11 protein-coding genes are annotated in these 16,918 nt (G+C 47.8%); 5 read left to right on the top strand and 6 right to left on the bottom strand.

The annotated features are described in order from the left end of the window. Positions 1-87 precede the first annotated feature (87 nt). Positions 88-2,634: an Ig-like domain-containing protein gene (locus tag BCT27_RS24965; protein WP_102397121.1), complete on the bottom strand. Its 2,547-nt coding sequence runs from the start codon at positions 2,632-2,634 to the stop codon at positions 88-90. Between the two features lie 338 nt (positions 2,635-2,972). On the opposite strand from BCT27_RS24965, the gene dctP reads away from it, so the two are divergent. Continuing rightward, the gene (gene dctP / locus BCT27_RS24960; RefSeq protein ID WP_102397120.1) at positions 2,973-4,019 is read left to right on the top strand and encodes a TRAP transporter substrate-binding protein DctP; all 1,047 of its coding nucleotides are present in this window, start codon (positions 2,973-2,975) and stop codon (positions 4,017-4,019) included. A 96-nt stretch (positions 4,020-4,115) separates the two neighbouring features. Here dctP and BCT27_RS24955 read toward each other — a convergent pair whose 3' ends face one another. Then, positions 4,116-6,227, bottom strand: a complete 2,112-nt coding sequence (locus BCT27_RS24955; RefSeq protein ID WP_102397119.1) for an EAL domain-containing protein — start codon at positions 6,225-6,227, stop codon at positions 4,116-4,118. A gap of 643 nt (positions 6,228-6,870) precedes the next feature. Here BCT27_RS24955 and BCT27_RS24950 point away from each other — a divergent pair. After that, positions 6,871-7,383 (top strand): hypothetical protein, encoded by a 513-nt coding sequence (locus BCT27_RS24950; RefSeq protein ID WP_102397118.1) that lies wholly within the window; start codon positions 6,871-6,873, stop codon positions 7,381-7,383. Positions 7,384-7,575: 192 nt separating this feature from the next. Here the strand turns inward: BCT27_RS24950 and BCT27_RS24945 are convergent, their stop codons facing one another. Both BCT27_RS24945 and gloA2 read right to left on the bottom strand, forming a co-directional pair. Then, positions 7,576-7,902 (bottom strand): hypothetical protein, encoded by a 327-nt coding sequence (locus tag BCT27_RS24945; protein ID WP_102397117.1) that lies wholly within the window; start codon positions 7,900-7,902, stop codon positions 7,576-7,578. A 148-nt stretch (positions 7,903-8,050) separates the two neighbouring features. Then, positions 8,051-8,449, bottom strand: a complete 399-nt coding sequence (gloA2, locus tag BCT27_RS24940) for an SMU1112c/YaeR family gloxylase I-like metalloprotein (protein ID WP_102397116.1) — start codon at positions 8,447-8,449, stop codon at positions 8,051-8,053. 729 nt (positions 8,450-9,178) lie between these two features. Between gloA2 and dgt the strand changes: the two genes are divergently transcribed. Then, a complete protein-coding gene (dgt, locus tag BCT27_RS24935) occupies positions 9,179-10,711 on the top strand; it encodes a dGTPase (protein WP_102397115.1) in 1,533 nt (510 codons plus the stop codon). 62 nt (positions 10,712-10,773) lie between these two features. Here dgt and BCT27_RS24930 read toward each other — a convergent pair whose 3' ends face one another. Next, entirely contained in the window at positions 10,774-11,409 is a 636-nt protein-coding gene (locus BCT27_RS24930; RefSeq protein WP_102319399.1) for a TetR/AcrR family transcriptional regulator, read from the bottom strand. 136 nt (positions 11,410-11,545) lie between these two features. Between BCT27_RS24930 and BCT27_RS24925 the strand changes: the two genes are divergently transcribed. Continuing rightward, on the top strand, positions 11,546-12,637 hold the full coding sequence (locus BCT27_RS24925) for an efflux RND transporter periplasmic adaptor subunit (protein ID WP_102397114.1): 1,092 nt from the start codon (positions 11,546-11,548) through the stop codon (positions 12,635-12,637). Positions 12,638-12,643: 6 nt separating this feature from the next. Beyond that, positions 12,644-15,736: an efflux RND transporter permease subunit gene (locus BCT27_RS24920; RefSeq protein WP_102397113.1), complete on the top strand. Its 3,093-nt coding sequence runs from the start codon at positions 12,644-12,646 to the stop codon at positions 15,734-15,736. Positions 15,737-16,328: 592 nt separating this feature from the next. Here BCT27_RS24920 and BCT27_RS24915 read toward each other — a convergent pair. After that, positions 16,329-16,790, bottom strand: coding sequence for a methyltransferase family protein (locus BCT27_RS24915; RefSeq protein ID WP_074925623.1), 462 nt, complete (start codon positions 16,788-16,790; stop codon positions 16,329-16,331). Between the last annotated feature and the right edge of the window lie 128 nt (positions 16,791-16,918).

Here is a 16,918-nt window from a genome sequence, read left to right as displayed (position 1 = left end):
CCCCTCTACAATGAGACATAAAAACGAAAACGGGAGCAGAGCTCCCGTTTCGGTTCATTCACGCATCATTGCGAGATTTGGTTCGACTTACTGTGCTGCATTCATCGCATCCAGTTTGTCGCCAACAGGGCCGGAGAAGTTATAGCCGTCATGCTGATCCCAGTTGATAGACCAGGTCATCACACCACCATAGTTCGGGTAATTGAACGCAGGAACAACCGTGCCACACGATGTGCCTTTGGTTAAGCAATCTAAAGCATCCAGAATGTTCTGCGTGGGTGCTTGACCAGAGTTTGCAGAGCTTGGGCCAGAGGGCAAACCAATCGCAACTTGATCGTCACGTAATGGTTCAAACATTTGACCGTTCGCCAGTTCAAAGCCTTCAATCAACATTTTGGATTGCGCGACCATCATGTCCACTGACCCTTCCGACGCTGCACCAGGCAGATACGGGTTAGGCATACCGCCATTGTTGTAAAGCTGAACATGAAGCAGATCTAACGTGTCACGAAGTTCATTGATCAGGGGAATGTATGCCCCCCAGATACCGCTGTACGCAACCATACCACCTTGCACATACGGGTGTTCTGGTGCCATGGTCAGGTACATATCACCGCCCATGTTCGCTTCAATCTGTTTTAACGCACCCGGTAAACGCGCTTGGATTTGCGAACCGTGAAGCAGGTTAGATCCGCTCTCTAAATCAATGTCTAAGCCGTCAAAGCCCCACTCTTTTACGATGTCAGTAAGACTCGATACAAAGTTCGCTTCATCCACGTCATTGTTCAACGTAATCGTGCCTTCAGCGCCTCCCAACGACAGCACAAACACTTTACCTCGCGCTTGTAGCGCCGCCATGTCTTGCTTAAAGCGCTGTGGATCTAACGCAGGACAATCACTGTACATGTCACCGCTATAGAGATTGAAGTGCACCGTACCATCGCTATTGCGGTCATTTTCTGCAAACGCAATATCAACGATATCCCACGCATCTGACATTTCGCTAAGGTTCATCGGACAACCCGCACCATTAACAAAGTTATGCCAGTAACCGATCAGCTTGTGTTTCACGGCTGATTGCTCAAACACTTTGACGGTCACACCGTCCGTGGTGGCAGTAAGACCATTGCTGTCTGTCGCCAGCGCTGACACAGAATAGCTGCCAATTGCGCCTGGCGTCCAAACGGCATCATATGGCGACGTTGTGTCGGTCGCGACAACCGAACCGTTCACCATAAAGTCGACTTTTGATACTGCACCATTCAACGAACTGGCTTCTGCAGCAAGCGTGACGGCCTTGCCTAAGCCCACCGTTGTGCCCGCAGAAGGCGACGTTAAGCTCGCGACCAGAGGTTGGTCACTCACGCTCACCAACACGCCCGCTTCGCCGATGTTGCCTTCATTATCAGTGGCAATCGCCGTTAAGCTGACATTGCCCTTGCCTGACGCGAGCCAATCCACGCTGTATGGCGCGACGGTATCAACACCCAAGCTCTGGCCAGCGGCAAAGAATTCGACACCATCAACACTGCCATCAGCATCTGTTGCATCAACCGCGACATTCACCGTTTCGCCAGCAAGCACAGTTGCGTTGTCCGCAGGTGATGTAAACGTCACCGTTGGTACGATGGCGCAAATGCCCAATTCGGTCCAAGCATCTTGCCAGTGCGCGCCCACATTCGGCTCATACGCCCATGCAGCATCCGACGAGCACCAACCCGCCACATCGCACTGATATTTGAAATTCGCGTTCTGAACGATATCGCCCGCTGAATACGCGGTGCCGGCTTTGTAGGTTGGCACGCCCGCACAACCACCACCCACGGCATTGCCAGAAACAGCGACAGTAACCTCACCAGACCATGAAGAGATGTTGTCTTGATCCGTTGCTTTGGCTTTGAAGGTATGCGCGCCTTCAACAGCATCCCATCGTGCTTCATACGGCGCTGTGGTATCTGTGCTGATAACGGCGTTGTCGACATAGAAATCAACACGTGCAACGGAGCCATCGGTATCGGTTGCATCCGCAGTAACGAGGACTTGATCACCCGCTTTGATTTGAGAACCCGAGGTTGGGGCGGTCAAATCAACAGACGGCGGCACACCCACGGATTGTGATGCCACAGACACACTGACTTCATCCGAACGGCTTGCGCCTTCGTTATCCGTCACCACAGCTGTGACAATGAAATTGCCTTGCTCTGCCGTCCATGTCAGTTGGTAAGGGGCTTTTGATACCACGCCTAAGCTGACATCATTAAGAAGGAACTCAACATCAGACACAGACCCGTCGCTGTCAGACGCAGCGGCCGACACAGTGATGACGTCACCTTCGGTAAATTGGGCATTGTTCAACGGGGAGTTAACAGTCACAGAAGGCGGTTGATTTCCGCCCGTTGAATCACATTGGCCAAGCGCTTCCCACTCTTGCCAAGGGCCTGAATGATCAGCGGGGTTGTTACCTGTCGTCCACCAGTTTGCCTTGTACGCGTCGCCTTGATGCGCGACTTCTGTGCCGCTGGTATAGATTGCGCCGCTTTCCCATGAAGTAAGGGAGTTACAATCCACAGCCCACGCAGGGAATGCAGCAGCAATACCTAACGTGACCGCGGAGTAGAGTAACGGTTTGTGCATGATGAATTTCCTTATCAATGTAGGGTTGAGGGATTTCCACTTTATTTACATCTTGAAATATCCCTTACTCATCATCAGTAAGTTCCACCGTTTGTACCAATTTAACTCAATGATATTTATCGACAATTACTGGAGCCTCGCAAAATGGGGCTCAGCGACTTGAAAGCCTCATTGTGAAATCTGAGACAACATCACCTTTTTCTTTTCCCATTCTCAAACGCAGCACTGATCAAACCCCACTTCATAGATTATCTATTTAAAAGCGAGGAATTTTTCCGTGACTGATGAGTGAGTACTTGATGGAAAAAAAGCAGAGATCACGCAGGGGAAGGTTCAGTTTGTCCACGCTGACTACGCTTTTATTGGTGATCGCCTCATATTTCACATCGACAACCGTGCTTTTTGCATCAACGCTTCCCAAGCATGATGCCGAAAAAGAGCCCACTACGTGGCGTTTTGGGTTGGAGGAGATCGAAGGATCGCTTCAGCACATCTACGCCAAAGCGTTTAAAAAACGTATCGAAGAGAAAACTCAAGGTGCGATTGACGTTGATATCTATTCTTATGGCACATTGGGGGAATCAGAAGATCTGACCAACTTAACCGCACAAGGCACGGTACAACTCGCCCATGCCTCTACCGGTATTTTGGGGAAGCGAATTCCAGAAATGCAGGTGCTCACTTTGCCGTATTTGTTGTCTCATGACGGTCAACGAAACAAACGCGTTCTCAGCTCAAACTCGACGCTTTATGGCGTGTTAGGGAATGCGCTGATAGACCAAAATTTGCGACTATTAACGTTATACAGTGAAGGTGACATGGTCTGGACGACCAATGAACTGATCCGGCATCCTCGCGATTTTAAGGCGTTCAAAATGCGTGTCATGAGTGCCCCTCTAAACATCGATACCTTTCAATTGTATGGCGCCGACCCTGTGTCACTCCCCTATTCAGAGATCTACAGCGCGCTTCAGTCTTATCGTGTAGATGGGCAAAGCAACCCCATCTTTGCCATTGAAGAAATGCGATTTTACGAAGTGACGGATTACATGATTTGGTCAGGTCAGCAGAAATTCATCACGTCGATCATCGCGAATCAAGCGTGGTATTTACGCCTACCCGCGGGCCACAAAAAAGCGTTACGAAGCACCATCACCGAAATGACAGACATCATCCATGAACGCCAAGAAGCACTCAATCATTCGCAACTCAACACCATTAAACGAGAAAAGCCAGACATGGTGATGTTAACGCTGAACAGCCAACAAAAACGTGCGTTCAAGCAACGCGCAAAACCTGTGCGAGAGAAATATATAGAGATGACGGGAAAGCAAGGAAAGCGATTGCTAGAAGCCCTTGAAAAGGCCTTTGATACAGGACCATGAAGGAACAAGCTTGCAGAAAAAGTCCCCCTCTTTCTCGAGGAGGACATGTGTATTTTATCGGATCACAGAGTAACGCAGCTTGACGTTGAACGGAATTTACGCCGCTGTTACTGGCATATTCCCAGCACAATTCCCAAGGGCAACCCGCTGAAGGCTATAGTTTTTGAATTCGCTGGCAGAGACAGAGCGACTGAAGTACCAACCTTGAATAATGGTGCCTTCTTCTTTCGCCACAATGTCATATTGTTCTTGTGTTTCAACACCTTCAACCACCACCATCAAACCTAATTGATTGGCAATGCCTGTTAAGCTGTAGAACACTTGCTTACCGCGTTCAGTATCTAATGCCAACACAAAACTGCGATCAATTTTAATCACATCGACATCGAAACGGTTTAGGTAGCTGAGCGAGCTGTACCCAGTTCCAAAGTCATCAATGTTGACCATAGAACCCGCCGAATGAAGGCGTTCAATGGACTTCTCCACCATCCACTCTTTTTCAATGAATGTGTCTTCTGTGATTTCAAAATGAATACATCTTGGCGTTGCAGATATAAGGGTAACAATCTCATCCATCGCGGCACGGTTAGTCAAAGTGTGGCTTGAAATGTTCACGCAGATAGGCATTTCAAACCCTTCTTCGCGCCATTTCTTGCTTTGGCAAAGTGCCTGTTTCAGTACCCAGAGATCGATGTCTGTCATCAAGTTCGCTTTCTCAAACACCGACAAAAAGGTCACTGGCGACGTGACATTCCCCATGCTATCACGCAAACGGATAAGCGCTTCCGCACCCACAACTTGGCCTGTAGTGCTGCTCACTTGAGGTTGATACTCCAAGTAGAATTCACGTGTGGCAAAATCTTCGAGCTGCTTCTGCACACCCTCAAATTCGCGCACTTTACTGAGGGATTCTGTGACAGGATCGACAGCCAACACATACGCTTCTTCTTCGCGACGAGTAAACGTCGTATCCAGTGAAGGAATGTAAAGATCACGGGTTTTGGCGTGAGAATCCAACATTCGCACAAACGGCCAATACACCAATGTGCTCAAGCCCACCAGCGCGACCTGCAAGATCACAGCACCGTAGTCACCCCCCGTCGAAATGAAGGCGTTCAAAATGAGCGGACTCGTAATAGGCGCCATCACCACAGGAACTGCAACCAAACCAACCTTCAGCACTGCGAGTGCCACGAGCATATTTGCCATTGGCGCTATAACAAACGGGAGCAACAAACGAAGGTTAAATATGATCGGCAAACCAAACATCAGGATTTCGTTAATGTTAAACAAGCCAAGCGGGATACTGGCAAGTGCAATGACACGAAACACTTTATCGCGTGAGAAAGCCAAAATCGCAATCGCCAAGCCCAAGGTTGCGCCTGACCCACCAATAAACACAAAAGACGACAACGTCGACAAGTTCATGATGTTTTCAGGGATGCCATTAGACAGATACAAGGCACGGTTAACGTCTAAGGTATCAATAAGCGGTTGCACTAAAGGCGTCAGTGCATAGTATCCATGAATACCTAAGAACCAGAGCAGCGAATTCAAACTCGCAAAGATTGCGCCAACGCTGTAAGGCTCAGCACTCGGATCAAAGTTCTGCATAAGCAGTTCAACGTCCAAATGCAAATTCGCCAACGCAAGAGCTTTGGTGACCAGAACGACCACTCCAGTGACAATCACACCCGGAATGATGAGGTTCATGGCATCCTTCACCAACTTCCCTGCCACTTCATCTTCTACCAATCGCGCCCACGACATTTTCTTAAGTTTTGAAATGAGCGGAACAGCATAAAGCGGCAAGGTTAAGCCAACAAAGGTCAGCAATATGGATGACGTTTGGGGTTCGCACTCCAGTACTTTTTCAGCCACCGCCACATAAGAAATGCAAAGTACGGCGACAGGCGGTCTTGGAAGACGCCACTGGATCGCGAGCATCATGCTTATGGATGCTGAAAACAAATACGGGTACAGCGCAGTTAAAGAAAGTCGTAACAGGTTCAGTTCATTGATAAATCCAGGCATATCAGCGCCTAGAAATTCAAGCATGCTGGCGATAAAGCCAAGAATACTCGACACAATTAAACACGGCACGAGCCAAAGCATACCATCACGCATCGCACGTAATGATCGCGTCACTGCATCCAGTTTGTATGGATTGAGCAACGACGCCAATGGCTTGCTTATTTTCGGTTTCATCACGTTCACTTATTAAAGTACCAGGAAGTTTCCTGGCCAAAAAAGTCCGCAAAAATATAAAGGCGAACAAAATAAATTTAATATGTGCTTAAGTCTCAAGCGGGGGTATTGTAGTGCCTCGCATAATGAAAGCAACAGTCAGTATTGTTTCAGCTTAAATTTTCTTTCGCTCCCATTTATTCAGTGAATGTAATGTGAAATTACATATCTCAAGGCTCTCAATTTGAGATTAAAATCACGAATCTCACCGTTAAAACGTGCTAGAAACTCATCCCGACATTACTCCCAACATCACCTTGAAGCCTATAAGTAAAAGGGATAACGAAAATTAACAGCAACAATGAACGGCAATCTTTCTTTCATCAAACATTCACCACACACCAAACGGCAACATTTTAAGAACATTATTCCCATATAGATGAATAGAATATTTTTAGTTGTTAATAGATGTTAATTTCACGCAAACGTTTACCTGCACATTCTCCCAATGAGAATGTGCAGATAAAGCACGCAGAGTTTGTAATGGTAATTAACATAAAAAAGCGTGCCGTTTTCTGCTAAATTATAAATCTAATAATTAATTATATAAGTGGTTTCTGATTTGCGTACTTGGGGCTTTTTTCTACTTCTATTGAGTATTTTCATGTCGACGAACGCCATGAGCAAAACCAAACCCGCCTTTGTCGACACCCTAAAGCTTCACGGTTATGTTGATTCCTATGGCAATCTCAAACTGGGAAACACGACCCTCACAGAGTTACCAGAAAACTATATAGTGAAGGGTTTTCTAGACATTGAGGGCAGTGAGATCATTCGTTTACCCAACACGCTCACCATCACGGGTCATTTGAACGCCGCACACTCCAAACTCACCACCCTGCCAAAGATCGACGTTGGTGGATACATCAACCTCACAGGGTCAAAACTCACGGCACTGCCCGCAGGTTTAACTGTGAAAGGCGATCTTAGCTTGGTGGATACACCCATCCGCGCATTGCCAAGACGCCTCAACGTTAAAGGCAATTTGTTTCTCACCAATACAAAGGTGACGCAACTCCCTCCCGATTTAAAAGTGGGCGGCGATATCTACATGAGAAACACTGAAATTACGAAGGTGCCAGAGAGTGTTCGAGTCGGTGGTAGGCTCTATCGGTGAACAGTAGGTTCTGTCGGTAAACAAGGGTGAGCCATCAGGGATGAACTGTCGGTAGGAGAATTGATTTCGGGAATAGACCGGATATCGGAAAGAAAAGCAAAAACGGAAACCGACATTCTATTGCTCACAGCGGTTCTAACAATTCGCGGTTTCGAAAAAAGCCGTGCGTTAGCGAAGAAGCATTGTCCTGGTTTAGGCGGCTTTCTTCGCGTCTTTCAGTTGCCACATTTGGATAGAATGCAGTTTTCTGCGCAGTGATAAGCCATAGCGATACCAAGTACGTCCACCGCGTTTGATGGTCGCTTTGTGTTTTATCGTCACTTGCAGCGTCGGGAGTGACGTAATTTTAAGCTCACACGTTCCCTCTTCCAGTTTCCATTCAGAGATAAAACCAAGCCCTTTCTCAGAAATATCAGTGATCACAATACTTACGCGCGGCAAGTACTTATGCGCCCAGTAAAGCTGGCCTTTCACTCTTGGATTTAAAATGAAACGTTTCCAACGACGAATGTCAGTCATTTTTACACCTATCTTAACTTTGAATCACTATATTAATTCAGACGCATAACACCATAGTGAAACAAAAGTGAGACAGACAGAAATTAAACGGTCGTTTGAAAACAAACACCGTATTCAGACGCGTGTAAGCCCAGCGCCTTTAAGGTGTTTACAGGGGAGCAAGCTCATAAAGCTCAAGCGGTAATCCATCAGGATCGTTAAAAAAGGTAAACCGCGCGCCGGTGTAAGGATCAATTCGGATATCTTCAACACTCACCCCATGCCTCTCTAGTGATTGCACGGATGCATCAATGTCCTTGGTCACAAAAGCAAGGTGCCTTAAGCCTCTCGCTTCTGGGTAAGACGGTCGTTCAGGGCTATTAGGGAACGAAAATACCTCTAGCTGCTTACCATCCGGCAATGCGACGTCCAGTTTCCATGAGTCACGTTCTTCGCGGTAATGTTCCGCCAGCACCGAAAAGCCCATCACTTCGGTATAGAAGTGTTTTGATGCCTCATAATTACTCACAATCAGCGCTACATGGTGAACACCCGATACAACAGACATGTTTTGCTCCCTAGTGCGCATAATATTTTCACCAACTCTTGGTAATTTTCACCAAGGTTACACGGTCTATCTCGTTAAGAGATAGCGACCAGCACACTGAATTCACATATTTTCAATGTTTTACCAAGTTGGCACTGTACTTGCTTTTTGTATTTGATAGAGACAAGGAATTGGCATCGCAGCCAAGAATGAGGACGACACTATGACTCACTCAAAACGAAAGCAACAAAGTCTATTAGGACTCACCATATTCACGATTGGTGCAGGCATCGGTGCCGCAGGCAGTGTCGCTATCGCCATGGGTATCATCGGCTAGCGCTATCAAGGGTCGACGTCCCCTTCATTCAACGTTAATCACCGCCTTATTGTGGGGTTTTCTCCACAGCAAAGCGCATCATTCAATGATTGCCTAACGCATTGCGCTTTGCTCTTTTTTTTCTGTTACTCCATGCCTTTACTTTATCCCCTCGCTTGTTCCCGTTTCCTTTCTCATTCATGCCGCCACAACGCGCTAAAACCGCATATCTACGCCGAACCAGTGTACAATTTTTCAACGCAGCGCTAAGGTAATGAATATATACTCAAACAACCTGAATATGCTTGATTTCAGAGGCCATCAGGCGAGTTTACTGACGCCTTGATCATAACGTCAGTAAAGCTCGCTGAATCCTGCATCTTCAGGTTATTTGGGTATACGTTAAAACACGGTTTTCATTCAAGGAAGCATGCATGACACAGGCAGATCGTCGCCCTCAAGATCCCCATATCATCGATTTCAAAAAGAAAATCAGCCTAGAGCGCCCTCTTCCCTATGGACGAGATTTGCAGCGCGCGTTGGAGAGCGATCGCGGTCGAATCATCAACTCTGCGCCAATTCGCCGCTTGCAGCAGAAAACCCAGGTGTTCCCCCTTGAGCGAAACTCCGCGGTTCGAAGCCGCCTCACGCATTCGTTAGAAGTACAACAAGTGGGCCGTTTCATTGTTCAAACCATCTTTGATCGCCTGACTGAACAGCAAAAATCCGCATACGGTTTAGATGGCCTTGAACGCGCCGTGGAATCCTTGGTGGAAATATCTTGCTTGATGCATGACATGGGCAACCCGCCATTTGGTCATAGCGGAGAAGATGCTATCAATCGCTGGTTTACCCAGAACCTGACGACGCTTGCCCCCATGAAAGCGCTGGCTCAAATATGCACCGAGGATGAACTTGCCCCCATTCACCATGAACTCTGTCATTTTGATGGCAATGCGCAAGCCATTCGCCTCGTGCAATCGCTTCACCGTTTTAACCTCACCTACAGCCAAGCCGCGTCAGTATTGAAATACACTCGCCCCGCAACTGAATCGGCCGAGCAAGTACCGAAAGATAAAAACTACCTCACCAAAAAAGTCGGTTATTACGTCACAGAAAAACCGTATGTTGAGGCCATGATGGCAGCGTTGGACATGGCACCGTATTGTCGCCATCCGCTCAGCTACATCATGGAAGCGGCCGACGACATATCTTACTGTCTGGCCGATCTTGAAGACGCGGTTGAGAAACGCATTCTCTCACTCGAAACCCTCACCAAGTATTTATCAAAAACCTTTGAGGAACTCGAACCTGCGAACCGTCCCATCAAAAAAGACAAAACGTTCGATGTGCTGCTTCAAGATGTGTTTCAAGACGCATCTCACGATGAGATAAGCAAAACCCACAAGTTCTTTATTCGCCTGCGTGTCGAAATGGTCCACCCTTTGGTTGCCCATGCCTCTAAGCAATTTATCGACAACCTAGAGCAGGTTTACCACGGTGATTTCAACCGCGCGCTGATAGAAGACAACAGCCAATTTCACGCACTGGCCAAGACCTTCAAACAAGTCGCCCTCAAGCATGTTTTTAACGATCCGGAAGTCGAAACATTAGAGCTTCAAGGGTATAAGATCATTGGCGGCTTACTCACAGAATACCGTCCTTTGCTTGAGCTTTCTCAAGACGCATTCAGCGATATCGTTAATGGCGGTGGAAGCAGAAGCTACCCCGTTGAGAAGCGCTTATTTAACAAGCTGTCGCGCAAACACGTTAGCGCGTATGAAGTGGCATTAAACGAACGTAACAGCGACAAGGACAACAAAAGCGGCATTGCGATAAACACCAGCATCGAAAACAGAGCCCTTTGGGAATTCTATTTACGCTGTCGTTTACTGCAGGATTATGTGAGTGGCATGACAGACCAATTTGCGTTCGATGAATACAAATCTCTCGTGGTCAGCAATTAGTGGTGCTCAATCATTAATGGTCTTCAAGGTATTATCAAGAAAAGGATTGGAACGGCGCGAAATCAAGCGCCGTTAAATTTTGCTTCAGTGTAACCATAACCTCTCAGAAACACGTCAATGCTGCGATCAATATAAGTGCGACGTGTTACTTCATCTTCATTCGCATCAAACCCAAAGAAACCCCAGTACACTGGACGGCCATGCAGCATCAGCAACATTTGCATTGCGGCGGATTCAACATCGTCGCAAAACGGCATGTCCCCTTGCGTAACCAACTTTTGCAAGTAACGGCCAAGTTGAGACACGTTTCGCTTCGGGCCTTGTTCGAGAAAAATCTTGGCAAGCTCAGGATGCGAATCTGATTGTCGTACCGTGTTTTGAAACGTACTTCGGGCTTCTCGTCCCAGCAACATGGATTGAAACAGCCAACCGTATTCACGTAACACCACGTGCGGTGGACGATCATCTTGTTCCAAGTCCCAGTCCAATCCCGAGTTTTTACACTTCTCGATGATGCAGGTTTCAAAGAGTTGATCTTTATTGCTGAAATGCGCATAAACAGTCTGCTTAGACACATTTGCATGTTGAGCAATTGCATCCATTGATATGCCATACCCTTGTTGGCAGAAAAGTTCAGAAGCCGCTCTTAATATTTGCTGACGCTTTTGCTCTTTTCGATCAGTACCCTGCACGCTCATGCGCTATCTCCACGAAAACCTTGTAACAAATATAGTACGAATCAAACTGGACAGTCTAGTTTGATTACACTACTTTTTATACATATTGGACTGGACAGTCTAGTCCAAATATTAATCGGACAATGAGAATTTCGCCATGGAAAGACGTCACCCTCAGTTCATCATGCTACTGTCGACCTTGTTCTTGTCTGCCTGTAACTCACAAGCAGAGAACAAGAGTGAAGCTTTGCCTGATGCCGCACCAACGGTCAATGTCATGACGGTGAGTATGGCACCGACCTACGCGGTTGATCGTGAATATGTGGGTACGGTTCAAGCCGGACAAACTGCTAATCTGGGTTTTGAACTGGGCGGCAAGGTAAATGAACTTCTCGTTAATGTCGGTGATCGCGTAAAAAAAGGCGCTGCATTACTCAGTCTAGATACACAACTGCTCGACACGGAAGCACAGCAGCTCACAGCACAATTAGAACAACTCGATGCGCAATTGGATCTCACACAAACAAATCTTCAGCGCCAACGGCAGCTCAAGAAAAAAGGATTCAGTGCCGATTCCGACATAGACTCATTGATCAGCCAACGCGATGCATTGCGCGCAAACGTGCGTCAACTTAAAGCGTCACTCTCCTCAACCAAACTTCGCAAAGAAAAATCGACCATCTACGCGCCTTATAGCGGCCTGATCAGCGAACGTTTTGTCTCTCATGGCGACGTAGTAAATGTCGGCGCACCGACTCTCACGTTACTTGCAGACACACAAAAAGAAGCGCACATCGGTGTGCCTGTTAAGCAATTGTTCGAACTCAGTCAACGCGAACAACCGCAAGTTCGCATTGGCGAATCGCTTTACGATGTCACTCTGCTCAACCCTGGTGCTGCGATCGACATGCGCTCACGCACTGTCATGCTGCGTTATCTGCTGCCTGAAGACACTGACGTATTAAGTGGCCAGCTCGCTTATCTTCAATTTGAAACCCAGAACCCCGGCGAAGGGTTTTGGGTACCGTTAACGGGGCTGACAGATGGACTTCGTGGCACATGGAATGTTTACGCAGCAGTAGAAAACGATAACGGCGTTTATCAAATCGCACGCCGTTCAGTGCAAGTTCTTCACGCTGACAGTGATAAAGCGTATGTGTCCGGTGCCGTGAAAGACGGTGAAAAAGTCGTCTCTGACGGTATTCATCGCATTGTGTCAGGGCAACGCGTGAAACTGGCAGCGGAGTAACAGCACATGGAAAAATTGCTCTCAAATACGCGCCTGTTGGTTTTGTTCATCGTGTTACTGCTAGTGTCTGGTTTCTCTGCGCTTTCTACCCTTCCTCGCGCAGAGGATCCGGCGTTGATCAACCGCTGGGCAACCATTACCACCGCCTACCCCGGTGCGAGTGCTGAGCGTGTGGAAGCGCTTGTCAGCGAACAGATAGAGATTTCATTGCGTACATTGGATGAAATCAAACAGATTGAGTCCACGTCTAAACCCAATATTTCTGTCGTCACAATAGAGCTCAACGACGAACTCACCGACACAGAAACCGTGTGGTCAAAAGTCAGAGATAAACTTGGTGATGCCGCACCTCTGCTGCCAGACGGTGCCTTTGACCCCAAGTTTGATAACGACCACTCCAACGCATTTACGTATATCACCGCCCTTCAATGGCAAGGTGACTCTCAAGTCGATCCACTCATTCTCGGTCGCTATGCCAAAGAATTAGCGAAACGCTGGCGAAATCTTGGCAGCACAGAATTTGTTGATACACACGGTGTGCCAGACGAAGAGATTCTGGTGACGTTAGACGTGGCAGCATCCAGTGCTTTAGGAAAATCCGCGCTTTCCCTCTCCACCGCAATATCAGGCGCAGATGCGAAAAATTCAGCAGGCGAATTGTACAGCAAAGATAATCGTTTTCAGTTAGAAGTGGCTGGCGCACTCGACTCCGTTGATCGTATCAAACAAGTGCCTGTCGCCATTGATAACAGCGGATTTTTGGTACGATTGGAAGACATTGCGACCGTGACTCGCACGGCGGCTTCACCACCTGATCAGATAGCCTTAATCGATGGTAAACCGTCTGTGCTCGTGTCGGCGCGTATGCAGAGCGATATTCGTGTTGATCGCTGGACGGCCTCCGCAGACAGGATGCTTGACGCTTTTCGTGCTGAACTGCCCGACAACATCGTCTTAACACCGATTTTCACACAAAACCGCTACACAGACACACGATTGTCCGATCTGATGGATAGCCTTGCCATGGGCTTCGGCTTGGTATTGGCCGTGTTGTTCGTCACGCTAGGTATGCGCTCTGCCGTGCTTGTTGCCTTATCATTGCCAATTGCCGCCGCCTTCACCCTCGGCATGATGAGTTTTACCGGCCTACCGATTCACCAAATGTCCGTAACGGGTTTGATCGTATCACTCGGTATCATGGTGGATAACGCCATTGTGATGGTCGACACCATTCAGCATTACCGGCAACAAGGGGTGAAACGCATCGATGCCGCCATGCGTTCAATCCGTCATTTGTGGCTACCACTGCTCGGTTCAACACTCACAACCATCCTTGCATTCGCCCCTATCTTTTTGATGCCAGGGCCTTCAGGGGAATTTGTTGGCGCCATTGCTATTACCGTGAGTTTTTCTTTGATCGGCTCTTACATGGTGTCCATGTTATTGGTTTCGGGATTTGCCGCGCGCTGGTTACCCTCTGGAGAATCGAGCACGCGTTGGTATCATGCTGGTATCAGTTTGCCCGCATTAAGCAAGGCCTTCCGAACCACGGTTTATGGTGCCATTCGCTATCCGTTACTCACTATTCCACTGGTGTTTGCCGTGCCTTTTTCGGGCTTTTGGGCGGCAGGTCAGTTAACAGAACAATTCTTCCCACCATCAGACAGAGACATGTTTGAAATTCAGGTGTTTCTTGCTCCACAAGCCAGCATTAACGCGTCACTCAACACCACACGAGAGATCGAAGCCATCATCTTGCAGAACGACGACATTGAACGTGTAGGTTGGGTAGTCGGCGGTAACTTTCCGTCCTTTTATTACAATCAGCAAGCTCGTCAACAAGGTGCGCCAAACTTTGCACAAGCGATGGTAAAAACCAGAGACGTTGCAGCCGCCAATGTAAGGATTCCCCAACTGCAAAAGGAACTGTCTGAAGCCTTTCCTCATGCACAAATATTGGTGAGAAAACTTGAACAAGGCCCTCCGTTCAACGCCCCGTTGGAAGTACGTGTGTTCGGGCCGAATCTCGACATGCTCCGCGCGATTGGTGAAGACATTCGCCTATTGATGGCAGAAACACCGGATGTCATTAACACCCGAGAAACCTTGCAACCGGGTCTGCCGAAAGTCTCGGTCAATGTGAACGAAGAAGCCAGCCAGTTAACCGGGCTGACACTCCGTGAAATCGCTACGTTATTGAGCGCTTCTATGTCTGGTAGCGTGCAAGGCAGCTTGATTGAAGAAACAGAATCCATCCCAGTGCGTGTGCGCGTTAACGACGAAGCGCGAACCAGCTTGGATCAGCTCAACCGTTTACGCTTGCCAATTGCTGGCAATGATGGGCAAGTTGATTTACCCATTTCTGCCATTGCCGATTTAGACGTAAAGCCAAGCCGTGGCGCCATTCCGCGTCGTAACGGTGAGCGTGTGAATGTGATTGAAGGTTACATTACCGCAGGCGTGCTGCCACAAACTGCATTGAACCATTTCACCGAAAAACTCGAAGCCGCCAACCTTCAATTGCCTCCAGGCTATCGCATGGAGTTCGGGGGCGAATCCGCCGAGCGAAATGATTCTGTGAATCAGCTTTTGGCAAATTTAACGATAGTGATCACCCTGCTCGTCGCTGTCGTGGTTGTCTCTTTCAACTCGTTCCGCTTGAGTGGCATTATCTTCATGGTAGGGATGCAAGCAGCAGGTTTAGGTTTGCTCTCGGTATGGCTCTTCGGCTATCCATTCGGGTTTACCGTGATCATAGGTTTGCTGGGTTTGGTGGGGCTGGCAATCAATGCCTCTATCGTCATTCTGGCTGAGTTAAAATCAAGCCCAGAGGCATTGCAAGGTGACCGCAAAGCCATTGTTGAGGCGGTCAGTAGCTGTGGACGGCATATTACATCAACCACGATCACAACCATTGGCGGTTTCTTGCCATTGATTCTGGCTGGCGGTGGATTTTGGCCACCGTTCGCGATTGCGATTGCAGGCGGTACCTTGTTAACCACCTTGCTCTCATTCTACTTTGTGCCTGCGGCATTCAAACTGGCTGTCGCGTTTTGGCCACTGGGTAAGCCCAATGCATTGGAAACCCGAGAAGCCTAATGAGAAGAGCGTAATTAACACCAGTAATACGGATATTAAGCGAATTACAAACACACAAAAAAAACAGCCACTTGAGAGTGGCTGTTTTCTTTTTCATTACGTTAAATTTGTTACATGTTCATCGTCAAAATGCAGAGAGTACAGGGCTTGCCATAAAGCCCATCAGCAGCAAAATTGGAACTAAAATTTTAATAAAAAAAGGTACCCGCATCATCTTTCCCTTCTTATTCAGTGGGTGGAGGCGTTGACTTTGTCTCTACTACCCGACTAAGACGCGTTCCTTACCTCACAGGTGTTACTCGTCGCTCCAGCGGTATTAATTATAGGCACAAATTATTAACAATGCATACAGAACTGCATGCGAAAATAGACATTTCTTATGATTCCAATTCTACTTCTTTGAAACGCTGTCAGGTTTGCTTTGTAAACGAAGTGAGTTCAGTCGATATTTTAGGCACCAAAATGGCAAAATTCGCGATGAATGACTAGATGACTAGCTCGTTTTCGACACACTTTTGCAACGCTCATCAACATCGTCCATACACCCACAATCCTTCAAGGTGAAACTGACGATGCCTAACACAAATAGGTGTTACAACCAGCGGCGAACTCGCGTTTTGTATTCGGGGTAACTGTCGGGGAACAGCTCAGTGAGGTAATCTTCTTCTGGTGAAATTTGAAAAGCGTTCATGTAAAGCACAAAGGAGACGCAACCAAGAAGCGCATACGCGCTGTTCCAAAGCAGTGCCGCGGCCACTAAGATGCAAAGCATCCCGAGGTACATAGGGTTGCGCGTAAAGCGGTACACACCATCAGAGACCAACGCGGAAGACGCTGTTTTCAACATTGGGTTTACCGTTGTTTGCTTGCGGCGAAACTCATACACCCCAGCCACCATCACAGCACCTCCAAACCCCACCAATAATATCGGAAAAAGCAAAGGCAGATTCGCGAGTGTTGCGTTTGTGGGTAACCCCACCGAAATGGCTTTCATGACCACTAAGGTGATCACCACCAACACCAAAGGGGGGATTTTAAGCTTCAAACTGTCCATGTTTTTCCTCGTATCCTGTCACGTTGTCGTCTTGAAACATATCATCATCGCTGGCGATGAAACACCATCAATAAAAGAGATTTAAGACCACCTCGCGTTTGGGTTTGTTCGTCACCTTACTCAAACGA

It is taken from the genome of Enterovibrio norvegicus (genome assembly GCF_002876705.1).
In the GTDB taxonomy this organism is placed as follows: Bacteria; Pseudomonadota; Gammaproteobacteria; order Enterobacterales; family Vibrionaceae; genus Enterovibrio; species Enterovibrio norvegicus_B.
This window is presented reverse-complemented; position numbering and strand designations above follow the sequence as displayed.